Source organism: Lentzea sp. NBC_00516, assembly GCF_036346835.1.
Taxonomy (GTDB): Bacteria; Actinomycetota; Actinomycetes; order Mycobacteriales; family Pseudonocardiaceae; genus Lentzea; species Lentzea sokolovensis.
In genome coordinates, this window is the sequence record NZ_CP107840.1 from 2862783 (window position 1) to 2885578 (window position 22796).

Here is a 22796-nt window from a genome sequence, read left to right on the forward strand (position 1 = left end):
AGTCATGGCGACAACAACGCAGTTACGCCGTGCGGTCGCGTCGAGCTTCCTCGGCAGCGTGATCGAGTACTACGACTTCCTGCTCTACGCCACGGCCTCCGCGGTCGTGTTCAACAAGGTCTTCTTCTCCTCGCTGGACCCATTGGTCGGCACGATCGCGAGCTTCGGCACGTTCGCCACCGGCTACCTCGCCCGCCCGCTCGGCGGAGTCCTCTTCGGACACTACGGGGACCTGCTGGGGCGCAAGAAGATGCTCGTGCTCACCATGAGCCTGATGGGTGTGGCGAGCTTCCTGATCGGCCTGCTGCCCACCTACGGCCAGGTCGGCTGGCTCGCTCCGGCCGGACTGATCCTGCTGCGGGTCGTGCAGGGCATCTCCGTCGGCGGCGAATGGGGCGGCGCGGTGCTCATGTCGGCCGAGCACGCCACCTCCCGGCGCGGGCTGTGGGCGAGCTTCACCAACGCGGGCGCGCCGTGCGGCATGGTGCTGTCGACCCTCGCGTTGTCCGGCACCGCGGCGCTGGTCGGCGAGAAGGCCTTCCTCGAGTGGGGCTGGCGCGTGCCGTTCCTGCTGAGCCTGGTGCTGCTCGGCATCGGCCTGTTCGTGCGGATGAAGGTCGAGGAGACGCCGGTCTTCAAGGCGGAGCGCAAGCCCGGCTCGATGCCGTTGCTCGACGTGCTGCGCAACCACCCGCGCACGTTGTTGCTCGGCATCGGTGTCGGCCTCTCCGCGTTCGTCGCGCAGTCGACCCTGACGACCTTCATACTCGCCTACGGCGTTCAGGCGGGTAACAGCCGGCAGACGATCCTCAACGCGCTGACGTTGTCCTCGGCGCTCGCGGTGATCGGCATCCTCGGCTGGTCGGCGGCGTCGGACAGGTTCGGGCGCAGGCCCGTCGTGCTCGCCGGCGCCGTGCTCATGGCGGCGTTCGGGTTCGCACTGTTCCCGTTGGTGGACAACGGATTCGTGGTCCTCGCTCTCGTGCTCGGCCAGGCCGTGATCCATCCGATGATGTACGGGCCGCTCGCCGCCCTGTACAGCGAGCTGTTCAACACCGGCAGCCGCTACACCGGCGCCTCGCTCGGCTACCAGCTCGCGGGCCTGGGCGCGGGGCTCGCGCCGTTGCTCTTCGCCCAGGTGCAGAGGTCGTCCGGCACGGGCGCGATCCCGTTCATCCTTGCGGCGTTCTGCCTGCTCACCGTCGTGTGCACGGTGATCCTGCGGGAGACCAACCGGACCAGCCTGACAGGAGACAGGAATGCGGAACTCGGGGCTGGGCAGCTGGCCACACCGCCGCGCACGCATGGCGCCGAAGCGTGAAGCACTGACCTACGACGGAGTCTCCACCTCGTACGAGGAAGTCGCCGTCCGCACGACCCGGCTGGCGTGGCGGTTGCGGGAGCTCGGAGTCCGGCATGGTGATCGGGTCGCGTACCTCGGCCCGAACCACCCGTCGTTCGCCGAGACCCTGTTCGCCACGCACCAGCTGGGCGCGATCTTCGTGCCGTTGAACTTCCGCCTCTCCCCGGCGGAGATCAACTACCAGCTCGGCGACTGCGGCGCGCACGTGCTGGTGCACGCGCCTTCCCACGTCGTGGAGCACCCACGGGCGGTGTCACTCGACACGTACGAGGACTGGCTTCTCGGCGGTTCCGACGAACCGCTGGACGAGCCGGTCGGCATCGACGACGCCGCTCTGATCCTCTACACCTCCGGCACCACGGGCAGGCCCAAAGGCGCGATTCTGAGCCACGCCAACCTGTTGTGGAACACCTTCAACCTGATGATCGGCGTCGACATCGCCTCCGACGAGGTCGCGCTGATCACCGCGCCGCTCTTCCACGTCGCCGCGCTCACCCAGACGTTGCTGCCCACCTTCATCAAGGGTGGGCACAGCGTGATCACCTCGGGCTGGGACGTCACCGAGTGCGTCTCGTTGATCGAGACCCACGGCGTGACGTGGATGTTCGGCGTGTCCACGATGTACGCGGACCTGGCGTCCTCTCCGCAGTGGCAGACGGCGGACCTGTCGTCGTTGCGGGTGCTGCTGTGCGGCGGGGCGGCGGTGCCGGACGCGGTGATCCACGCCTATCAGGACCGGGGCCTGGTGTTCTGCCAGGGTTACGGCCTCACCGAGACCGCTCCGGGCGCCACGTTCCTGGAGGCTTCCGACAGCGTGCGGCGGGCGGGTTCGGCCGGACCGTGCGTCTTCTTCGGGGACCTGCGGCTGGCCGACACCGGCGAGATCGAGGTGCAGGGACCGAACGTCACGCCGGGCTACTGGAACGACCCGGTCGCCACCAAGGCCGCGTTCACCGAGGACGGGTGGTTCCGCACCGGCGACCTCGGGCGGCTCGACGACGGTCACCTGTACGTCCTGGACCGGCTCAAGGACATGTACATCTCCGGCGGCGAGAACGTCTATCCGGCCGAGGTGGAGAACGCGATCACCTCGCACCCGGACGTGGTGGAGGTCGCCGTCGTCGGGGTGCCGGACCAGCGCTGGGGCGAGGTCGGCCGCGCGTTCGTGCGGCCTCGTGACGGCGCTGTGGTCGACGCGGCGGGGTTGCGGGAGTTCCTGTTGCCGCGCCTGGCGAAGTACAAGATCCCGGTGCACGTCGACGTGGTGTCCGAACTGCCGCGTACGGGGTCCGGGAAGGTCCTCAAGCCCGCGTTGCGACGGTTGCCGCTGTGACCTCGTGCCGGGCCAGGATCGTCTGGACCGCCTCGTCCACCGAGTGGGCCATGGCCTTCTCGGTGGGCGCCCAGTTCATCAGCAGCATCCGGGGCCAGAACGCGAAGTTCGAGATCATGCCGAGGAACTGGGTGGCGGCCAGGATCGGGTCCCCGACGTCCAGGGTGCCGGCCTCGTTCTCGGCGGCGAGGTAGTCGCGGACCGCGTCGAAGAACGGCTGTTTGCCGAGCTTGAACTGGGTCTGGCCGAGTTCGGGGAAGCGCGGCGCCTCGGCGATGACGATGCGGAACAGCGCGACCATGCCCGGCCGCGTCAGCAGCGCCACGTACCGGTTGCCGAGCGCGGTCAGGCCCTTGCCGGGGTCACCGGGCTGCGGGGTGAGCGCGCCTTCCTCCGTGCGCCAGTAGTCCGTGACGATCGCGTCGAACAGCTCGGCCTTCGTCGGGAACTGCTTGAACAGCGTCGCCTTCGACACCCCGGCCGCGTCGGCGATGCGCGCGAGTGAGGTCTTGTCGTAGCCGGACTCCAGGAACAGCCCCGTCGCCGCGTCGACGATCGCCGTCCGCTTCTGCTCCGCCATGCGTTCGTGGTAGGTCGGCACGCCCACAGTATGCCATGAGGTGAGTCACTTGACTCACCATCCCGGTCGCACCTACCGTCCCGAGGTGAGTCACTCACCTCACCACTGGAGGACACGATGGGACGCTTCGACGGCAGGACGGTGTTCGTCACCGGCGCGACGAGCGGGATGGGCGCGAGCCACGTGCGGGGCTTCCACGCCGAGGGCGCGCAGGTCCTGATCGCCGCACGGGACCTGGACGCGGGCTCGAAGGTCGCGGAGGAACTGGGCTCACGGGCGTTCGCCGTGCGGCTCGACGTGACCGAGGAGGACGCGTGGATCTCAGCGGTCCAGGCCGCGGAGGGTCGGTTCGGGCCGGTGTCCGTACTGGTGAACAACGCGGGCGCGCAGCACGCGGCCGCACTGATCGAGGAGACCTCACGCGAGGTCTGGGACCGGACCATGGCGGTGAACCTGACCGGGCAGTTCCTCGGCATCAAGCACGTCGCGCCGTCGCTGCGCAGGGCCGGCGGCGGGTCGATCGTGAACATCGCCTCGACCATGGGCAACGTGGGTTCGCCGTATTACGCGCCGTACGTCGCGAGCAAGTGGGCATTGCGCGGACTCACCAAGACCGCCGCACTGGAGCTCGGCAGAGACGGGATCAGGGTGAACTCGATCCACCCCGGTGTGGTGTCGACGCCGCTGATCAACGAACCGGTCACGGCCGGTCAGCCCGCGATCGGCGACCTCTACTCCCCCGCGCCGTTCGCCGTGCCGCGGCTGGGCGAGCCCGGCGAGTTCACCGCGCTGGTGCTGTACCTGGCGTCGGCGGAGGCGGCGTTCGCGACCGGGTCGGAGTTCGTGCTGGACGGCGGCCTGCTGCTCGGACCGGCACTAGCCGCCTAGGTAGTCCGTCACCGGGCCGAACGTGAACAGCCCGGTACCCGCCACGAGCTCGTTCTCGGCGGGCAGGAGCAGCGCATGCGCGCGCTCCGCGAGTTCGTCGTCCCGCAGCCGGGCGGCCGCCATCGCCAGCAGGCAGGCACGGACCTCCGTGAGCAGGTCCGCCGGTCCATCGGGAAGAGCACGCGCGGCCTTCAAAGCCTCGTCGTGCGGCAACGCCAGCGGGCGCACCCAGTCCAGGTGCGGACCCCAGTCGTCATCGAGGTCCACTGTGGACGGCCCGTGCAGGCTGAGCAGGGCCAGCGGCAGGAGGCCGCGCTCCATGCCCCACATGCCGGTGCCCTTGACGCGACCGGCCGCGGCCCGATACGCGCTGTCGGCTTCGGCCGTCTTCCCTGCTGCCGCGAGCTTCAACGCCGCGTACCAGTCGGTGAAGAGGCCGACCAGCGGCAGGTCGTGACGTTGTGCCAGTTCGTCGGCCGCGGCCGCGTGCCGGTCGGCGGTGCCGAAATCGGCCAGCGCGGAACAGGCCTGGACGAGGATCAGGTGGCCCAGCACCTCGTGGGTCACCAGGCGGCCGGACGCGACCTCGAGGAGTTCCCGGCCGATCGCGGCACGTTCCGGAGCCAGGCCGGTGCGGTGGAAGGTGTGCATGAAGCGGGCGTTCAGCGCGAACGCCAGTAGTTCGGGGTCGCCGAGGGCATGAGCTGTGGCCTCGGCCTCCCGTGCTTCACCGAGGCGGGCACCGGTGCCCCGGTCCTCCATGGCGATGGTCGCGAGCAGGCGGGCACGGGTGGCGGTGGGGCCGGGGAACGCGGGCAGGGTGCGTTCGGCGGCGGCGACGAGTTCGGCGGAGTGGGCCGGGTCGTCGTTGGTGGTCCAGATACCGGGGACGTCGAACGATCCGATCACCTCGGCCACCGCGTCCGGACCTTCGGCCAGCCGCAACGCGGCCGACCTCTGCTCCCGCGCCCCCTCCAGGTCTCCGCTCACCGCCAACGCCCTGCCCAGTCCGGTCAGCAGGTCGAGCGGCTCCGAACCGGCCGCCACGAGCGCCGCCCGCCACAGCCGCACCGCCTCACGCGGTGCTCGATTCCCCTCCGCGGCCCGGGCCAGCGCCGTCACCGCCGCAGGACTCCGCGTGCCCGCAAGGGCGTAATGGTGAGCGAGCGTCTGGACGTCGCCGGGTCGCAGCACCTCCGCCACAGCGGCGTGCCAGCGTGCGCGCCTGGTCAGCGACACGTCTTCGTACAGGGTGTCGCGCACCAACGCGTGTGTGAACCGGACGTGGCCGGGTGCGACCTCGACGACGAAACCGGCCTCGATCACCAGGTCCAGAGCATCGAGCACGTCGTGGCCCGCCAGCGCGGCCAGCAGGTCCACCTCGACGTCCCTGCCCAGCACGGAGGCCTGGTGCAGCACGGTCCGCGCCTGCGCCGGCAGCCCGGCGAGGCGATGCCGGAGCACGTCCCGCACACCGGCGGGCACCGAGCCGAGGTCTCCGCCCGACGCGACCAGCCGGCCGAGTTCCTTGACGTAGAAGGGGTTGCCACCGGTGCGCTGGTGGATCACGCGCGCGTCCCGTGCTCCCACCAGCGCGGCGACGGCCTCTTCGTCCAGGCCGCCGAGTTCCACTCGGACCGGTTCGGCGCGCGCCAGTGCCTCCGACGGCACCGCCGAACGAGAGGTCGCGACGATCAGCACCCGGCCGGAGAGCACGCGACCGGTGAACGCGGTCAGCACCGCGAGGGTCTCCTCGTCGGCCTGGTGGAGGTCGTCCAGCACGACCAGCACCGGAGCCGCCGATTCCACAGTGGACACGATCGCCAGGCGGAGCCGGAACCGTTCGGCGGCCCCGAGTTCCTCCCCCAGCGCTTCGACCACCTGCTGCCACGGCCACGCCACGGGCGCGTCCTCCTGGCAGCGCGCCCAGACCGTCCTCCAGCCCCGGCCGGCCAGCAGTTCGGCGAACGCCGTGGCGAGGGCGGTCTTGCCCACGCCGGCCTCGCCCGTCACCAGCGCGATCCCCAGACCGGCTGCCGGGACGGCGGTCTCCAGCAACGCCAGCTCGGTGGCGCGTCCCACCAGTGACGACACGGGTGGGGGCCGCAGGCGCGGGGACTGGGTCAGGATGTCCGACTCCAGCGTGCGGAGTTCCTCGCCGGGATCGACGCCGAGGTTCTCGACGAGCGCGTGCCGGGCCTCGCGGACCGCCTCCAGCGCGTCACCCTGGCGGCCTTCGCGGTACAGCGCCAGCGCGAGCAGGCTCCAGGCCTTCTCCCGCCACGGGTGGTCGGCCAGGTGAGCACGCAGGTCCGCGACGACACCGGCGGAACGGCCGAGGGCGAGTGCCGCTTCACAACGGCGTTCGATCGCGACCAGCCGCAGTTCCTCCAGCCGGTCGATCTCGGCCCGTGCCCAGTGCTCGTCGGCGAACTCGGCGTAGGCGGGCCCGCGCCACAACGCCAGCGCACCGTCCAACACGGACAGGTCACCACCGAGCATCTCCTCGAACCGCCAGGCGTCGACATCGTCGGCGAGCAACGCGTAGCCCGCCCCCTCGGTGACCAGCAGAGACGACGGAGTCCGGGGTGGACGATCGGGTTCGAGAGCCTTGCGCAGGGCTCCGACGAACGTCTGGACCGTGCCGAGGGCGCCGTCCGGCGGGTCCTCCCACAGGTCGGCGACGAGCGTGCGCACCGGCACGACGCGGCGGCGGGCGACCAGCAGGCGGGCCAGCACGGCGCGTTGTTTCGGGCCACCGAGGCGGGCGGATCCCGCGGTCAGCGGGCCGAGCACCCCGAACGTCACCACGCGCTGACCCTAACGCTGATTCGTTGCTGATCGGGCACCAGCACAGTGGGTGCGTGAACCACACCGCATTCGACCACCAGCGCGTTCAGGTCTCCGACGGCGTCGAGCTCAACGTCGCCACCACCGGCCAGGGCAGCCCGGTCGTGCTGTTGCACGGCTTCCCGCAGACCCACCTCATGTGGCGGCACGTCGCCGCCGGCCTGGCCGCCGACCACACCGTGATCATGCCTGACCTGCGCGGCTACGGCGACAGCGACAAGCCAGCCGACACCGGCCTCACCTACGCCAAGCGCACGATGGCCGCCGACGTCGTCAAGGTCGCTCAGGCGCTCGGCCACGACCGGTTCGCCCTCGTCGGCCACGACCGGGGCGCGCTCGTGGCGTTCCGCACCGGCCTCGACCACCCGCAGCACGTCACGCACCTCGCGTCACTCGACGTGCTGCCGACGCTGGACATGTGGGACGTCATGCGCGGCACGTCCGCCGTCGTCGGGTTCCACCTGTTCCTGATGGCCCAGCCTCCCGGTCTCGCCGAAGAGATGATCAGCGCGACCCCGGACGCGTTCTTCGGCCACTTCCTCGACATCTGGGGCGGGCAGCCGTTCCCCGAGGACGTGCGCGCCGAGTACCTGCGGGCGAGCCGCGAGGCAGTCACGTCGATCGTCGCGGACTACCGGGCGTCGGCGACGATCGACGTCGAGCACGACACCGCCGACCGCGAGGCGGGAACCCAGTTGAAGATGCCGGTCACCGTGCTGCAGCAGGACTGGGGCGCTGCGCTCGGGTTCGACGCCCGCGGCCTGTGGAGCGCCTGGGCACCCGACCTCGACCACCGCACTGTCTCTTGTGGACACTTCATGGCCGAGGAGGCGCCGGACGTGGTGGCGACCGCGATTCGCGACCTGCTCACGCGATAGTTCGGCAGGGATCAGGGAAGCGTGAGCCAGCCGCAGCCCTGGCGCCAGTGGCCGCCGGACTGGACGTCCTGCACGTCAACGACTCTTGACGGTCACACGAACAACGCGGAGGCGTTGGCTCGACAACGCCTCCGCTGACGTCGTTCTCCGCGTTGCGCTGGATCCCGGCGCCGCATCGCCGGCCGCTCAGCTGAGCCTCACGCCTTGACGCGGGCCTTGGTGGTCCACATCCGGTAGCCCGCCGACAGGGCCTCGGCCTCGGAGACGAACGTCATGTCGCCCTTCGTCCGCCGGTAGTACGGCGAGTCGGGCGTGTGGTAGACCATCGTCTTCGAGTTGCCCTTGACCGGCAACGACTCCTGCTTCGCGGGCTTCGGGGCGACCGGCTGCTCGGCGATCACCACCTGCTCGGCCGCCGGCCGGGGCGCGGGCAGGGCGAGGCGGGTCTTCGGGCGTTCGGGCTGCAGGCGGCCGCGCACCGACAGCCACGTCACCAGCGAGCCGACCGCGAACGACACCAGGCACAGCAGGAACATCTGCGAGAACAACCAGAGCACAGCGAACTCCTAACGGACTACGACGTCGACCTGGCGTGTGACCGGGTCGTACTCGCCGCCGGGGGCGGGACGGGTCTCGATGGCGATCAGCGCGGGCGACACGCCCTGGCCCACGAGCACGTCGCGCACCATCTGGCCGCGCGTCGTGGCCACCGCCTGGTCGGTGCCGTGTGCCACCAGCGTGATCGAGGCACGCGGCGCGACCAGAAGCATGCGGCCGACTCGTTGGATGAGCACCGTGCCGTGGCCTTCGTAGGCGGTGGTGCCCTGCACGAACCGGATCGCGCCGTTGCCGTTGACCAGGCGGGAGATCGAGTCGTGCAGCGCTTCGACGTTCAGGTCGCCGACCGCCGCGGACGAGCCGACCTCGATGCGGTCGGTGACCTGCAGGCCGTTCGCCGCCTGGGTGACGGCTTCGCGGACCGCGGTGGCACGGGCCTCGTCGGGGACGCGGGCGGCGATGGCGATCTGACCGTTGTGGACGGTGGCGGTCACGTCGGAGACCTTGGCGGACAACGCGGCGGAGACCACCCGCCCGACGACGGCCGGTGGGATCGGCAGCAGGCCGCCGAGCCGGAGCGCGGCCGTGACGCGGTGGTCGGCCACCTGCACGGCCTGGATGAGCGCACCGCGTTCCGCGTCGTCGGCGACCGCGCCGGAGACCAGGATCTCGGTGCCGCGCACCGCGACGAACAGCTGCGCCGGTTCGGCCTGGCGCACCTCGGCCGTGCCGACACCGGACACGTCGGAGACCACGGCGCGCACGGCGTCGACCGAGCGCGGCGCGACCTCGCTGACCACGACGGTTCGGCCCTCCACGGCGACAACGCCGTGGTAGCCGGCCTTTCCGAGCGCCGAACGCACATCGGCGTCCAGCGACCGCTCGATGCCACCGCCGTAGACGACCACGCCGGTGGCGGCGAGCAACGCGGGCAGCAACAGCCCGCCAATCCAAACCGCGTGAGGCAAACGCACGGCGCAGGGGTACCGGACCTCGCGACCGAAAAGCCAGCCACCCAAGCCTTTCGAACCGAACTTCACCCGGTCAGGTGGCGGGAACCGGGCCCGCCACCTGATCCAGCACCGTTATTCCACGGCGGTCTTCGTCCTCCGCCAGGCGATCACGATCAACGCGATCAGGCCGAACAGCGGGATGGTGCTGACGGCCCAGGACAGGCCCATCGGCGGGCCCGGCTGCTCCATCACCTGGAGGTTCTTCAGCTCGCCGGTCCCGGCACCGGCCGGTCCGTCGACGTCGAACCGCAGCGTCCACGTCCCGGGCTCGGGCAGGGCGTAGATGTCCAGGCCCCACACCTCCCGCTTGCGGGGGTGACGTGCCAGCGGGTCGTCGTCGGCCTCCACGCCCTCGTGGAGCACGGTCAGCGTGCCCTTCTTGCCCGTGATGCCGTCCTCGGGCGCGAACGTGAAGTCCAGCGACTGCATGGCCTTCACCGGCCACGTGCTGAAGCCGATGGTCAGGTCGTACGGCCCTGCCTGCACCTTCTCGGTGTGCACGACGTTCACCGGCTCGAACGCCAGCGCCGGACCGGCCAGTCCGAACAGCAGGGCTACCGTGCCCGCGAGGCCCAGCAACGTCTTACGCATTGCGTTCTTCCTTTGCTGGTGCGAGGTGACGGAGCATGTGACCGAACCGCCTGCCGAGCATCCCGGCGAGGGCCCCGAGCAGCACGCCCGCCACGACGGTGGCCACGTAACGTTCGATCGCGGGGAAGTTGCTGCCGTACACGAGAATGCGCTGCACGGGCGCGAGACCCGTGATGATCAGGCCGCCGACCGCGCCGGGAACCCAGGCGGGCAGCCCGCGCAGCAGTTCCACGGCGACCGCGACGAGGATCAGGCTCATCGGGATCATGTTGGGCAGGCCGGGGATGCCGTCGACGTAGTCGCGCAACGGCAGTCCGGTGGCGTCCGCGTAGACCTCGGTGGCCCACGGCGAGAACCACCAGAACACGGCCTGAAGTGCGGCGACGACCACTCCGACGGCGATCGCGCCGCCGCGCTGCTTCAGGACGTACGCGCCCATGAACAGGATCATCACCGAGAAGAACGCACTGCCCGCGTTGACCGTGTTGACGGGTCCGCCGGGCAACGCGCGCAGGCCGAGGACGGTCACCATGCTGAACGCGAGCAGCGTGGCCGCGGCACCGGCGACGCCGTAGGTGCCCCAGCGTTCGTCCCTGGCGACCGCGAAGATCATGACCGCGCCGACCATCGTGATCGAGATCGACAGCAGCAGGCCGATGTGCGGCGGCGAGTCGATCACGGCGTCGAAGCCGTACAGGCCGTGCCACCACTGGTCCCACAGTCCGTAGACCAGGAACAGCGCCGCGCCGATGCCGGAGACCAGGTAGCCGACGGGTGCCTCGAACGTGCGGCCGAAGACGCCGACCGCGCGGCCGCCGACCATCGGGTCGACCGCCTTGTCGCGCTTGGCGTTCGCGGTCGTCAGCAGAACCACGGCGAGGCTCGCCAGGCCCGAGATCGCGCTGCCCGCGTACAGGAACAGGTGCGGCATGGTGAAGAACGTGTCCGGCCCGACGTCGGAGTGCCACTGGATGTCCCAGGTCAGTCCGATCAGCGAGAGCAGGGTGCCGCCGAGCACGACGCTCGCCGGAACCAGCCCCCTCGGGACCGTCCTCGCCGGCGACGCTGCCGTCGCCGCGATGTTCGCGGTCATATCTCCCCCTTCTAGGTGAGCAGCAGCGGGATCACGACCCGCTCGCTGCGCAGTGACAAGGTGATCTCCCACTGGCCGGCCATGAGCAGGTCGACGCCCGCGACCCGGTACTGGCCGGGAGCCTGCGGCGCCGCGGTGATCGGGGCGAGCGCGTGGCCCATCTGCGGCATGGCCGGTTCGACCGTCACGTCGCCGTCGGCGGCGTTGCCCGAGCGGTCGGTGATCCGCAGGTCGAACGTGTTGCTGCCGGTTCTGGTGCTGGTGGGCGTGAGCTCGAACCGGAGCCCGGCGCTCTCGGCGAGATGCGGCTGGGCCTCGACGCCACGTGGCCACAGCACGACCAGCGCGGCCACGATCGCGATCACCCCGGCCAGGACGGCTGTCGCTGAACGCTTCACTTCGAGGCCACCTTCCCGGCGGGAACGTCGACGATCTTGGGCACGGTGACGATCGAGTAGTCCCGTTCGACCTGGATCCACACGAGGTACCTGCCCGGCAAGGGGAACGAGTAGGTGAACGGCACGTCCGGCCCGTAGGCGGCGACGCTCTCGTCGGGCTTGTCCGGCATGCCCGGCACCGGCGGGATCATCGAGTGCACGTGCGCCCAGATCGGCGCGTCGACAGCGGCGTCGGTGACCGGGCCGACGACGATCATGTGGCCGAGCATGCCCAGCCACGGCTGCAGGTCGCGCTCGCCGAACTTGGCGGTGATCGTGCTCGGCCGGCCCGCCTCCCGGATCTCCATCGCCGTCTCGGTCTTCCCGTCGTTCGCCTGGACGGCAGCAGATCCGGCAACGTCCACATTGGACCGAAGTAGCTGAACTCCCCCGCCACGCCGCGCGATCTCGGCGGCGATGGCGTGCGTGCCCTGTTCGGGATCGCGCAGCCGGGCGCGGTACTCGCCGGGCGCCGTGCGGACCGGGTGCAGGTGCCGGAGGTGACCGGACGGCGAGACCACGACGAGGTGGATGAACGCGCTGTCGTGCACCAGCAGGTCGTCCACGGGCCGTCCGGACGAGCCGTCCGTCAGGCCGAGCACGAGGTCGCTGCCGTCCATGCTCGGGACGAGGTTCACCGGCGGCCGCGAGAAGTCCACTATGGACGTTCGATCGTAGGGGTTCATGACGTTGTCGTAGGTCGGGTCCAGCTGGGTGCCGGGCGCCGCGACCGGCGGGATGCTCGGTGCCAGCAACGCCGCCGTCACGCCGACGGCCACAGCCGCGACCATGCCCACCGTGGGCACGAGCGCGAGTGCGGGCCTGCCGAACACGGCGAACAGCAACGCCGCCAGCAACAGCACTCCGGCCGCGATGAACCCGCCGTAGGTCGCGTTCTCCCACGGCGACGGCACGAGGGCGGGCACGACGAACGGAATGGTCGCCTCGTCGACCGCCAGCTCCCACGGTCCAGGCCGGTCCACCCGCAGAACGCCGGAGTAGAACCCCGGCGTGGCACCGAGTTCCACCTTGGCGGTGCTGCTCGGCGCGCCCGCCGCGCGCAAGGTCAGTGCGACGTCACCGGCAGGTGTGCCCGCGTGCGTCACGACGTCGACGTGCACCGGTCCCGGCACCTCCGCGACCCGCCGGATGATCACCGTCAGGTCACGGTCGCCCAGGCTCTGCGCGACGTGGACGTCCGCGCCGGACTGGACGCCGTCGGCCAGCGCGGGGGCCGCGATCCCCAGGATCGCCCCCAGCACGAGCAGCAAGGTCACACCACGTCGTTTCATCGCGACCGAACGTATCGATCATGCCCGCCTCACCGCGTCACTGCCGAGACGGAAACCGGGTCCCCCGCGCGGGGGATCTCCGACCCCTGCGAAGCGGGAGGTTCTCAGGGACGTCATCGGGCAGGATTGCGCTCGATGGATCTGATCAAGCTGCCCCTCAAGCACCAGTCGTGGCTGGTCGCGGCCGTCTGCATGGTCGTGGACGGCGGGTTCGTGCTGCTCGACGGCGAACCGTTGCACCAGACCGTGATCGTGCTGACCCTGACGCTGGCCGTGAACGCCATGCTCGCCGGTCCCGCCCGGCTGTCGTTGTGGGTGGCGGCGGCGCAGGCGGCCGTCCCGGTGATCGTTCTCGTCTCGATGAACAACGGGATCGACGCCAACGACGCCGGCCTGCTGATCGCCGGGTACCGGGCAGGGGCGTGGCTGCGCGGCACACCGGCGTACACCTCGCTCGGACTGCTCTCGGCCAGCCTCGTGACCTGCATGGCCCTCAGCGGCTACGGCCCGTTGCAGGCGGTGCTCGTGGCGTGCAAGGGCGCGTTGCTGCCGTGGCTCGTCGGCCGCTACACGACGGCCCGCCGCGCGTACCTCGCCGAACTGGAGAAGCGGTCGGCGATGGCGGAGAAGGACGCGAAAGCCGCTGTCACCAAGGCGATCACCGAGGAGCGCGGTGCGATAGCCCGCGACCTGCACGACGTGATCATCCACCACGTGAGCGCGATCGGACTGCACGCCGGCGCCGCCCGCCTCGGCCTGCAGGACGGCAATCCCAAGCTCACGAACTCGTTGCGCGCGGTCGAGACGTCCAGTCGCGCGGCCATGGTCGACCTGCGGCACCTGCTCGACCTGCTGCACGGCGACAAGTCCGAGGGCGCGCGGCAGCCGGGGCTCGACAACCTCGACGAACTCCTCGACGGCGTGCGCGCGGCGGGCAGACCGGCCCGGCTGGAGGTGCGCGGGCAGCAACGGGACGTGCCGGAGTCGTTGGACATCACGGTCTACCGGATCATCCAGGAGATGCTGACCAACGCCCTGCGGCACGGTGACGCGTCCGGCGTGACGGTGACCCTGGAGTACGCGCCGGACTCGCTGACCGTCGCCGCGTGCAACGTCGCGGGTCCCGGTGACGACTCGGGATCGGTGCGCAGGGGCCTGGTCGGCATCCGCAACCGCGCGGGCATGTTCGCCGGCACCACCCGGTCCGGGTTCGAACCGGACGGCCGCACCTGGCGCACCGTCGTCACGTTCCCCTTGGAGGCGTCATGACCCTGTCGGTGCTGCTCGCCGACGATCACGCGATGCTGCGCTCCGGCATGCGCGCGATCTTCGACACGCAGGACGACCTCCGGTGCGTCGCGGAGGTCGCGGACGGGCGGGCGGCGGTCGCCGAGGTCGCGCGGCTGCGTCCGGACGTGGCGGTGCTCGACATCCGCATGCCCAAGCTGGACGGCCTCGGCGCGACGGAGATGATCCTGGCCGACCCCGCGAACCGCACGAAGGTCCTGCTGCTCACGACGTACGACACCGACGAGTACGTCTATCGCGCTCTGAAGGCGGGGGCCAGCGGATTCCTGCTGAAGTCACTGCCGCCGGAGGAACTGATCTCCGCGGTCAGGGTGGCGGCGCGCGGCGACGCGTTGATCGACCCGTCCGTGACGCAACGGCTGATCGCGCGGTTCGCCGTCAGCCTCGCCCCTCCCCCGACGCCGCCGGAGCTCGCTCTGCTCACCACACGCGAACGCGAGGTGCTGCTCCTGGTCGCGGCTGCCTGCAGCAACGCCGAGATCGCCGCGCGCCTGCACGTCGGGGACGAGACGGTGAAGACGCACGTGTCACGGGTGCTGTCGAAGCTGGGGTTGCGGGATCGGGTGCACGCCGTGGCGTACGCGCACATCAACGGGCTGGTGCAGAACCGACGCTGAGCCGCGGGGACCCCTCGTCCACCCCGCGGGCCAGCCGGTTCAGCTCTGCCAGACGACCGGCGACTTGACGTAGTCGTCGCCGCGGTTGTATTCGGCCCCCGCGACCTTCAGACCGTCCTGCGCCGCGCTCAGCACGCAGGTCTCGTACGTCTCGCCGGACTCCTTGAACGTCTTCGGCGCGCTGGTCGAGTCGCACTTCGGGGTGTCACCGCTGATGATCACGCCGGTGCCCTTGCCGTCCTCACCGAGGCCGCGCAGGCCGATCGAGGTGAAGCTCAGGTCGGTGCCGCTGAGGTTCTCGACCTTGGCGCGCAGGTAGAACGGCGTGATGTTCTTGGCCTTGTCGCCGAACTTCGCCAGATCCTCTTTCGCGCCCGCCTCGATGGCCGTGACGGTGATCGCGATGGTGCCGCTCTTGTCGCCGGTGACGACGGGGATGACCGCGCGGGTGCCGACCTTGAGCTTCGAGCCGGGAGCCGTGACGTCCCCACCGGCGGGGACGGCGGGCACCTCCTTCGAGGCGCTGGTCTCCTTGGTGCTCGTGGCGGTGCTCGTCGTCGTGTCGGTGGCGGGCGTCGCCGAACCGGTGGTCTCGGAACCGCAGGCCGACAGGAGCAGGCCCGCCGTCGCGGCGGCGGCGATGAACAGGGGGCCACGGGCGTGCGTCACTGCGGGACTCCTCGGACTGCGGAACCTGGGTGCCCAGGACGTTAGGCCGGATGCCGGAGCGGCGGTATCGGTCGTTCGCACCACACGGCTGCTCAGAGGTCGTCGAGGCCGATCAGCCCGTCCTGGATCGCCCTGGCCACCAGCGCCGCCTTCGTGGGGGCCTGCCTGCCGATGGCGGCGTACTTGACCCTGATCCGCTCCAGGTGGGAGTTCACCGTGCTGAGCGTGATGTTCAGGCGTTGCGCGACGAACTCCTTCGACTCGGACTGGAACCACTCGACCAGGACCTCGGTCTCCCGTGGGGAGAGGGCCGGCCTGGTGTCCGACCGGTCGCCCGCCAGTGCGCCCGCGAGTGCCGGTGGCGTGTACGACTGGCCGGCGGCTGCCGCCTTCACCGCCTGCACGAGGTGGTCGGCGCCTTCGGCCTTGGTCAGGTAGCTGAGCGCGCCGATCTCCAGGCACTGCAACGCGATCTCGTCGTCGTCGCGCATCGAGTAGACGATCACCTTGCGACCGTCCTCGACGAGCTTGCGCAGTTCGGACGTGGCGGGGGCTCCTGCCGTGAGGTGCAGGTCGAGCACGACGACGTCCGCCGCGGCACCGGGTCCGGTCCAGGCCACCCCGGGTTCCTCGCCGCTCGCGACGAGCTCGATGTCCGCTGTGGACAGCCAGTGCGCGACTCCCGCGCGCACCACGGGATGGTCGTCGACCACGACCGCCGTCACGCCGTCCGCCATCTCGCCTCGCTCCTCACCAGTCCGCTGTGGACACTCGTCTCGACGGTGACCGCGGCTGTCGTACCGGTCTCCGGCAGGGTCTCCGGCGCGTCCGCCACGACGGCCACGCGCACCTCGGTGGCGGTGCGCAGCAGACTCACCTTCGCACGTCCGTTCGCGGCGGCAAGTGCCTGGGCCATCGGGGCGACCAGTTCACGACGAACCTCCGTCGGAACCGGTGTGGCCGTGCCGCTCACAGCGAGCGATACGACGACACCGCGCCGTTCGGCGACGTCCACACACGCGGTCAGCTCGTGCAGCAACGGGTCGGGCACGTCGTCGTTCTCCGCGAACAGCCTGCGCAGCTGCACGGCCGCCACCGAGCACCGCAGCCTGGTCGTCTGGTCGGCCACGCTCACCTGCTCGTCGGCCAGATCGGCGAGCAGCGGTAGCAACGCGCCCAGCTGGCCCTCGAACCCGGCCTTCAGGTCCTGTTCCCGTTGGCGGGCCAGCTCTTCGCGGGTGCGGGCGGCGTCGTGCTCGGCGGCGGCCTCGGCGGCGAGGCGGGCGTCCCGGTGGAGCACGCGCGTGATCACCAGGATGCCGAGCTGGAAACTCGTGCCGCTCAGGATCACGACTCCGGCGGTGCCGACGTCGCCGGTTCCGGTGTGCGCGAACCACGCGATGCTGAAGCCGATGTGCGCGCTCAAGGCCGCCAGCAGCACCACCGGCCGTTCGACCAGCACCAGCAGCAGGTACCAGCCGACGAGCCCGAACGCCCAGTCGGGCGGGTTGAACGACGCTCCGGCGGGCAGGGCGGTCGTCGCCAGCACGGACGCGGCGAGAGGTGCGACGGCCAGCCACGCGGGAAGCTCCGGGCGAGCGGCCGCGACGTTCCCGGCGACGATCCCCAGTGTCGAGGTCAGCAGGACGTACGCGACCCACGCCGCCGGGCCGTGCGGGAACCCGACGAGCTGGGGCAGCGTGAGGACGAGCTGAATGGCCACGACAACGACGAGCAACACGCGTCGCGTGATGATGAGAACCGCGTGGTCAGTCATCGGGCCACCTCAGCCGTGCGGTGGTGCCGCGGCCCTCGACCGACTCGATCACCGCGGTCCCGCCCACCGCCTCAAGCCGATCGACCACCGATCCGCGCAGGCCACGCCGGTGTCCGGGCACCTCCGCGGGGACGAACCCCTTGCCGTCGTCCCTGATGACGACGAGCGCGCCTCGCTCCACCGTGAGATCAGCGCTGGTGGTGCCCGCGTGACGTTCGACGTTCGTGAGCAACTCGCGCACGGCCCGCACGAACGCCAGCGCGACCCCGGCCGGCACCGGCACGACCTCGGCCTCCACCCGCACGTGCACGGAACTGTCCCGCGCCACCGCGGCGAGCGCGGCCCCGAGGTCCACGGTCCCCTGCCCGTGCCCCCGTTCGGCCAGCACCACCAGATCCCGGCGCGCCTGAGCGGCCACCGCCACCGGATCACCGCCGTGCGCGGCCATCAGGAACGTCGCGGCAGCCGTGTCGTGCAACAGCGCCAGGTACTCCCGCTCCCGCCGCCCCTGGTCCAGGGCGACCGCCGCCGCCCGCCGCTGCTCAGCGGCCCGTTCGCGCAGCAGGTCCACTCTCCGGCTCGACCGGCGCAACAACTCGTACGACAGCCGCGCGAGCACCGACTCCACCACCGCCCGCACCAGCACACCGGGCCCGGTGGTCACCACCTGCACGGCGAGCAACGCCGCCGTCGCAGGCACCGTGACCTTGAGCGGCCACTGCCACTGCCACGTGATCAACGTCGTCGTCAGCACCGTCAGCACCCACTGATCGGCATCAGCCCCCAGCAACACCGACAGCACGACGACGCGAAGGAACGCCACCGGCAACGCCACACGCGGCAACCGGAAGTCGGCGACCGTGCTCACCGCCACCAGCGCGAAGAGGGCCCAGCCCAGCGGCGAGTTCAGCGAGAACGCGCCGAACAGGCTGATCAGGACGACGCCGGCGCCGCGGACGGGACCCGCGAGACGCGACACCGTCGCAAGCAGCCTGGCCTCCAGCACGTCAGGCATTCTGCGTGAGCCGTTCCCGGACCGCCCGGCCGGGCCCAGCGGAGAGCCCCCGCTGCCCGAGTGGTCCACCTATCGTCCGCGTATCAAAAAACGCGTACGCCCTCGCAACAGCCGGTCGGCTTGAGTTGAGGCGTGCTCAACACCTGGCAGGAGTGGGTCGGTACGGAGACCGGGGTCGTGCTCGGCTCGGTGCTGGGGTTACCGGTGGCCGTGCTCGTGATGCTGCTCCTGGCGCTGTACCGGCGGTCCAAGGGCGCCGCGCGGCCGTGGCGGAACTCGTTCGCCGAGGTCGGCCTCGTCTACGGGACGCTGCCGTGGGTCTGGATCATCATGCTGCCGGGCGCGGAGCCGGGCGTCGAGGGCAAGCTGAGCCTGGTGCCGTTCGCGGACATCCTCGACCTCCTCTCGCACGGCGACACGGGCCAGATCGTCGGCAACATGCTGGTGTTCGCGGCGCTCGGGTTCTTCGCTCCGCTGAGGTTCGCGGGTCTGCGGTCGGTGTTGCGGGTGCTGGCGTTCGCGGCGGCGTGTTCCGCGTTCCTGGAGATCCTGCAGTTCGTGCTGCGGCTGGACCGGGTGTCCTCTGTGGACGACGTGCTGCTCAACGCGGCCGGCGCGGCGCTGGCCTCGCTGCTGTCCTGGTGGCGGTGGCGTCCCAAGCCCGCGGTGGTGCCGGACCTGCGGCTCGTCGGGGTGTGAACATGCGCGCGACATATCCGGCTGCCTAGGCTGACGACATGCGCGTGCTGATCGTGGAGGACGAGCCCTACCTGGCCGAGGCCGTCCGGGACGGCCTGCGGCTGGAGGCGATCGCCGCGGACATCGCCGGGGACGGCGACACGGCCCTGGAGCTGCTGAGCGTCAACTCCTACGACCTCGCGGTGCTCGACCGCGACATCCCCGGTCCGTCCGGGGACGAGATCGCGCGGCGGATCGTCGCGTCCGGCAGCGGCATGCCGATCCTCATGCTCACCGCGGCCGACCGGATCGACGACAAGGCGTCCGGGTTCGGCCTCGGCGCCGACGACTACCTCACCAAGCCGTTCGAGCTGCGGGAACTGGTGCTGCGGCTGCGGGCACTCGCTCGCAGGCGCGCGTACGCACGGCCGCCGGTCAGCGAGATCGGTGGCCTGCGGCTCGACCCGTTCCGGCGTGAGGTGTTCCGCGACGGGCAGTACGTCGCGCTGACCCGCAAGCAGTTCGCGGTGCTCGAGGTGCTGGTCGGCGCTCAGGGCGGGGTCGTCAGCGCCGAGGAACTGCTGGAGCGGGCCTGGGACGAGAACGCCGACCCGTTCACCAACGCCGTCCGCATCACGGTCTCGGCGCTGCGCAAGCGGCTCGGCGAACCGTGGCTCATCGCGACCGTGCCGGGCGTCGGCTACCGCATCGACGCGGATGGCTAGGACTCCCGGCCTCAGCGCCCGCCTGAAGTTCACCCTCAGCTACGCGGGCATCGTCGTCGTGGCCGGCGCCGTCCTGATCGCGGTGGCCTGGTGGTACCTGCTGCGCTTCCTCCCCGACAACGACAAGGGCCTGCTCTTCACCAGCCCCAACCGCTACCTGCTCTCCCGCATCTTCGGCCGCGCCGCCGCCATCGCCATGCTGTTCCTGGTGGCGTTCGGCCTGCTCGGCGGATGGCTCCTGGCCGGCCGCATGCTCTCGCCGCTCGACAAGATCGCGGACGCCGCCCGGCTGGCCGCGAAGGGGGCGCTGTCGCACCGGATCCGGCTGCCCGGCAAGGCGGACGAGTTCCGCGAACTCTCCGACGTCTTCGACGACATGCTCGGCAAACTCGAATCGCACGTCGCCGAGCAGCGCAGGTTCGCCGCCAACGCCTCGCACGAACTGCGGACCCCGCTGGCGATCTCGCAGTCCCTGCTCGACCTCGCCCGCCAGGACCCGACGCTGGTCGACGCCGAGTTCCTCGACCGCCTGCACACCTCGAGCCGCCGCGCGATCGACCTCACCGAGGCCCTGCTGCTGCTCAGCCGCGGCGACCGGGGCGTGTTCAGCCGGGAGCCCGTCGATCTCTCCCTGATCGCCGAGGAGGCCGCCGAAACCCTTCTCCCCCTGGCGGAACGGCGCGGGATCACGCTCGACGTCACCGGCGGGAAGGCGACCACCACCGGTTCCGCGGAACTGCTCCTGCGCGTGATCACGAACCTCGTCCAGAACGCGATCGTCCACAACCTCCCGACCGGCGGCTCGATCACCGTCCACACCGAACCGCAGCACCAGGCGTGCGTCGTGCGGGTCGAGAACACAGGCCCCGTGCTCGCGGCCGACGTGGTGCCCACGCTCACCGAACCGTTCCAGCGCGGCGGCAAGCGCGTCCGCGACGACGATCACGCGGGCGTCGGCCTGGGACTCGCCATCGTGCACAGCGTCGTCCGCGCGCACGAAGGTGCACTCGACATCGCGCCCCGCCCGGAAGGTGGCCTGCGCGTCACGATCCGGCTGCCCAGTCACGCAGTCGCGGCCCGATCTCGGTGAAGAACGCCGTCTTGGCGCGCGTGTAGTCGTCGTAGTCCTGCCCGCCCGCGTGCTCGTCGGCAAGCCTGCGCTTGATCTGCTCGTAGCGCCGCGACTGCTCGGGGTGACACCGCAGCCAGTCGCGGAAGTCCACGACGAACCGCGCGAACGGCGAGTCGGCGCGGCGGACGTGCAGGATGGCGCCCTCCACCGGCGAGTGGAACAGGCGCTTCTCGTAGGCGGCGTCCTCCGCCTGGTCGCCGGGCCTCCTGCCGTCCCGGTGCACGCCGGGCGAGTTCGGCCGCGCGCCGTGGGCCGGAACGAACGGCGTGGGCGCGAGGAGTTCGGTCAGGTCTGCGAGTGGCGGCAGATCGGGCATGCGCACCTGCAGGTCCACGATCGGCTTTGCACCGAGACCCGGCACGGCGGTCGAGCCGATGTGCTCGTAGGCGAAGCCGTCCGCTCCGGGCAGAGGCGCGAACGCCGAACGCACGTCGGTGAGGAGTTGTCGTGCGCGAACAGGCCAGGCGGCGTCGTATTCGACGATGACAGCGGAAGACATGTGGCCACCTTAGGCCCGACATGGTCGTCGCCTTTCACCGCTTTGCCGTTACACCACCACTTTGAACTCTCCATCAATTCCGCGAATACGACGGAGACCTTCGGCCCTGTGCGATCCGGGCGGCCGGGGTCAGGCTTGGTGGTCTTCTGCGTGGACGGGAGTGAACACGATGACCGAATCGAGTGGCAGCGGCCAGTTCCGCGTCGGCCCCGAACTCAGAGCCGGCGTGATCCAGACGCAGAACCAGGGCGCGAAAGCCGTGCTGTACACCGAGGTCGACGGCGAGCCGATGGTCGAGGGCGACATCGTGCTCACCCTCGTGCAGGACGGCGAGCTGCACCTTGAGGGCGTGGTAATCCCAGGTCAGCAGTTCCGCTGGCCGGGCGGGCGGGTGCCGTTCGAGATCGACCCGGCCCTGCCGGACCAGGCCCGCGTGCTCAACGCCATCGCGCACTGGGAACGCAACACGCGCATTCGTCTGGTGCCGAGAAACGCGACAGACACGAATTTCATTCGTTTCCAGCCCGGTGGTGGGTGCAGTTCTCCCGTGGGCATGCGTGGAAACCAGCAGAACATCACCCTGGCACCGACCTGCCCGACCGGCGCGACCATTCACGAAATCGGGCACGGCGTCGGCCTGTGGCACGAGCAGAGCCGTGAGGACCGCAACAACTTCGTGACGATCGACTTCACGAACGTCCAGCAGCAGAACGCCCACAACTTCAACCAGCACATCACCGACGGAGACGACGTCGGGCCGTACGACTACCACTCGATCATGCATTACCCGCCGCGGGCGTTCGCGATCGACACGAGCCGCAACACGATCACGCCGACCCAGAACGTCGCGATCGGCCAGCGCGAGGGGCTCAGTCCCGGCGACTGCGCGGCCGTGCGGGCGATGTACAGCGGCCTCGAACCGGCCGCGGTGTTCCGGGGCGTGCAGTTCACCGGCTCCGTCGCGGCCGGCTCGACGCGCACCTGGTTCACCCACAGCTGGCCCGCCCACTGGTACGTGCTGTGGACGGTCGTGCCGACCGCGCCCGCCGTCGACGGCCCGGCGCAGATCGAGTGGACCACGCAGGTCACCCGGCAGTCCGGTGGGCTGCTCAAGTACTTCATCGAGATCCGCAACCTCACCGGCGGCCCCGTCGACGTCGAGGCCCGCTTCGCCGTGCTGAACTGACCAGGTGCACGGCATCGTCGTGATCCCGGCGGGCACGCCCGCGTTCGGCCGGGCGGTGCTGCGGGTGCGGCTGCTCGACGTCCTCCTCGCCGACGCGCCCGCGGTCACGAAAGCCGAGCACGTCAGCGAGTTCTCCCGCGACGACACCGCCGAGCAGCGCCTGCCGTTCGAGCTCGAGGGAGAAGGACAAGCGCTGAACGTCGCCGCCCACGTGGATGTGAGCGGCGACGGACACGTTCGTCACGGCGATCTGTTCAGCACCAACGCCTTCAGCCCGGCGTACGGCGTGGTCGTGCGGGTGGAGCAGGTGTAGA

24 protein-coding genes are annotated in these 22796 nt (G+C 70.6%); 11 read left to right on the forward strand and 13 right to left on the reverse strand.

The genetic code is table 11. The annotated features are described in order from the left end of the window. Positions 1-4: 4 nt before the first annotated feature. Both OG205_RS12860 and OG205_RS12865 read left to right on the forward strand, forming a co-directional pair. On the forward strand, positions 5-1321 hold the full coding sequence (locus tag OG205_RS12860; protein ID WP_330276450.1) for an MFS transporter: 1317 nt from the start codon (positions 5-7) through the stop codon (positions 1319-1321). Then, entirely contained in the window at positions 1260-2696 is a 1437-nt protein-coding gene (locus tag OG205_RS12865) for an acyl-CoA synthetase (RefSeq protein WP_330276451.1), read from the forward strand. Before OG205_RS12860 ends, OG205_RS12865 begins: the two co-directional genes overlap by 62 nt. On the opposite strand, the gene OG205_RS12870 is transcribed toward OG205_RS12865, so the two are convergent. Further along, positions 2665-3297 carry a TetR/AcrR family transcriptional regulator gene (locus OG205_RS12870; protein ID WP_330276452.1) on the reverse strand — a complete coding sequence of 211 codons (633 nt, stop codon included), beginning with the start codon at positions 3295-3297 and terminating at the stop codon, positions 2665-2667. The genes OG205_RS12865 and OG205_RS12870 overlap by 32 nt on opposite strands. Positions 3298-3393: 96 nt before the next feature. Here OG205_RS12870 and OG205_RS12875 point away from each other — a divergent pair, with 96 nt between their 5' ends. Beyond that, positions 3394-4164, forward strand: coding sequence for an SDR family NAD(P)-dependent oxidoreductase (locus OG205_RS12875; protein WP_330276453.1), 771 nt, complete (start codon positions 3394-3396; stop codon positions 4162-4164). Here the strand turns inward: OG205_RS12875 and OG205_RS12880 are convergent. After that, entirely contained in the window at positions 4153-6975 is a 2823-nt protein-coding gene (locus OG205_RS12880) for a BTAD domain-containing putative transcriptional regulator (RefSeq protein WP_330276454.1), read from the reverse strand. The two genes, OG205_RS12875 and OG205_RS12880, sit on opposite strands and share 12 nt — an antisense overlap. A 53-nt stretch (positions 6976-7028) precedes the next feature. On the opposite strand from OG205_RS12880, the gene OG205_RS12885 reads away from it, so the two are divergent. After that, entirely contained in the window at positions 7029-7892 is an 864-nt protein-coding gene (locus tag OG205_RS12885; RefSeq protein ID WP_330276455.1) for an alpha/beta fold hydrolase, read from the forward strand. Between the two features lie 197 nt (positions 7893-8089). Here the strand turns inward: OG205_RS12885 and OG205_RS12890 are convergent, their stop codons facing one another. From OG205_RS12890 to OG205_RS12915, 6 genes are all read right to left on the reverse strand, one after another. Continuing rightward, complete coding sequence (locus OG205_RS12890) at positions 8090-8449, reverse strand: sunset domain-containing protein (protein ID WP_330276456.1); 360 nt, start codon at positions 8447-8449, stop codon at positions 8090-8092. 9 nt (positions 8450-8458) lie between these two features. After that, complete coding sequence (locus tag OG205_RS12895; protein WP_330276457.1) at positions 8459-9424, reverse strand: hypothetical protein; 966 nt, start codon at positions 9422-9424, stop codon at positions 8459-8461. A gap of 111 nt (positions 9425-9535) precedes the next feature. After that, complete coding sequence (locus tag OG205_RS12900) at positions 9536-10054, reverse strand: hypothetical protein (protein WP_330276458.1); 519 nt, start codon at positions 10052-10054, stop codon at positions 9536-9538. Further along, the gene (locus tag OG205_RS12905; protein WP_330276459.1) at positions 10047-11147 is read right to left on the reverse strand and encodes a hypothetical protein; all 1101 of its coding nucleotides are present in this window, start codon (positions 11145-11147) and stop codon (positions 10047-10049) included. The genes OG205_RS12900 and OG205_RS12905 overlap by 8 nt, the downstream gene beginning before the upstream one ends. An 11-nt stretch (positions 11148-11158) precedes the next feature. Next, positions 11159-11545: a FixH family protein gene (locus tag OG205_RS12910; protein WP_330276460.1), complete on the reverse strand. Its 387-nt coding sequence runs from the start codon at positions 11543-11545 to the stop codon at positions 11159-11161. Continuing rightward, positions 11542-12876, reverse strand: a complete 1335-nt coding sequence (locus OG205_RS12915) for a hypothetical protein (RefSeq protein WP_330276461.1) — start codon at positions 12874-12876, stop codon at positions 11542-11544. Before OG205_RS12915 ends, OG205_RS12910 begins: the two co-directional genes overlap by 4 nt. 135 nt (positions 12877-13011) lie before the next feature. Here OG205_RS12915 and OG205_RS12920 point away from each other — a divergent pair, with 135 nt between their 5' ends. Next, positions 13012-14145 carry a sensor histidine kinase gene (locus OG205_RS12920; RefSeq protein ID WP_330276462.1) on the forward strand — a complete coding sequence of 378 codons (1134 nt, stop codon included), beginning with the start codon at positions 13012-13014 and terminating at the stop codon, positions 14143-14145. After that, positions 14142-14801, forward strand: a complete 660-nt coding sequence (locus OG205_RS12925) for a response regulator transcription factor (RefSeq protein ID WP_330276463.1) — start codon at positions 14142-14144, stop codon at positions 14799-14801. Before OG205_RS12920 ends, OG205_RS12925 begins: the two co-directional genes overlap by 4 nt. Positions 14802-14840: 39 nt before the next feature. On the opposite strand, the gene OG205_RS12930 is transcribed toward OG205_RS12925, so the two are convergent. The 4 genes from OG205_RS12930 to OG205_RS12945 form a co-directional block, all read right to left on the reverse strand. Continuing rightward, the gene (locus OG205_RS12930; RefSeq protein ID WP_330276464.1) at positions 14841-15470 is read right to left on the reverse strand and encodes a hypothetical protein; all 630 of its coding nucleotides are present in this window, start codon (positions 15468-15470) and stop codon (positions 14841-14843) included. 92 nt (positions 15471-15562) lie between these two features. Continuing rightward, positions 15563-16207, reverse strand: a complete 645-nt coding sequence (locus OG205_RS12935) for a response regulator transcription factor (protein ID WP_330276465.1) — start codon at positions 16205-16207, stop codon at positions 15563-15565. Beyond that, the gene (locus OG205_RS12940; RefSeq protein ID WP_330276466.1) at positions 16192-17247 is read right to left on the reverse strand and encodes a hypothetical protein; all 1056 of its coding nucleotides are present in this window, start codon (positions 17245-17247) and stop codon (positions 16192-16194) included. The genes OG205_RS12935 and OG205_RS12940 overlap by 16 nt, the downstream gene beginning before the upstream one ends. After that, positions 17240-18262: a sensor histidine kinase gene (locus tag OG205_RS12945; protein WP_330276467.1), complete on the reverse strand. Its 1023-nt coding sequence runs from the start codon at positions 18260-18262 to the stop codon at positions 17240-17242. The genes OG205_RS12940 and OG205_RS12945 overlap by 8 nt, the downstream gene beginning before the upstream one ends. Positions 18263-18394: 132 nt before the next feature. Here OG205_RS12945 and OG205_RS12950 point away from each other — a divergent pair, with 132 nt between their 5' ends. The 3 genes from OG205_RS12950 to OG205_RS12960 are packed head-to-tail and all read left to right on the forward strand — an operon-like array spanning position 18395 to position 20755. Beyond that, positions 18395-18961 (forward strand): VanZ family protein, encoded by a 567-nt coding sequence (locus OG205_RS12950; protein ID WP_330276468.1) that lies wholly within the window; start codon positions 18395-18397, stop codon positions 18959-18961. Positions 18962-18999: 38 nt separating this feature from the next. Further along, on the forward strand, positions 19000-19665 hold the full coding sequence (locus tag OG205_RS12955) for a response regulator transcription factor (RefSeq protein ID WP_330276469.1): 666 nt from the start codon (positions 19000-19002) through the stop codon (positions 19663-19665). After that, positions 19658-20755: a sensor histidine kinase gene (locus OG205_RS12960; protein WP_330276470.1), complete on the forward strand. Its 1098-nt coding sequence runs from the start codon at positions 19658-19660 to the stop codon at positions 20753-20755. Before OG205_RS12955 ends, OG205_RS12960 begins: the two co-directional genes overlap by 8 nt. On the opposite strand, the gene OG205_RS12965 is transcribed toward OG205_RS12960, so the two are convergent. After that, on the reverse strand, positions 20709-21296 hold the full coding sequence (locus OG205_RS12965; RefSeq protein ID WP_330276471.1) for a GrpB family protein: 588 nt from the start codon (positions 21294-21296) through the stop codon (positions 20709-20711). The genes OG205_RS12960 and OG205_RS12965 overlap by 47 nt on opposite strands. Before the next feature lie 169 nt (positions 21297-21465). Between OG205_RS12965 and OG205_RS12970 the strand changes: the two genes are divergently transcribed. Then, entirely contained in the window at positions 21466-22482 is a 1017-nt protein-coding gene (locus OG205_RS12970; RefSeq protein ID WP_330276472.1) for a M12 family metallopeptidase, read from the forward strand. A 4-nt stretch (positions 22483-22486) separates the two neighbouring features. Continuing rightward, entirely contained in the window at positions 22487-22795 is a 309-nt protein-coding gene (locus tag OG205_RS12975; RefSeq protein WP_330276473.1) for a hypothetical protein, read from the forward strand. The last annotated feature ends 1 nt before the right edge of the window (position 22796 follow it).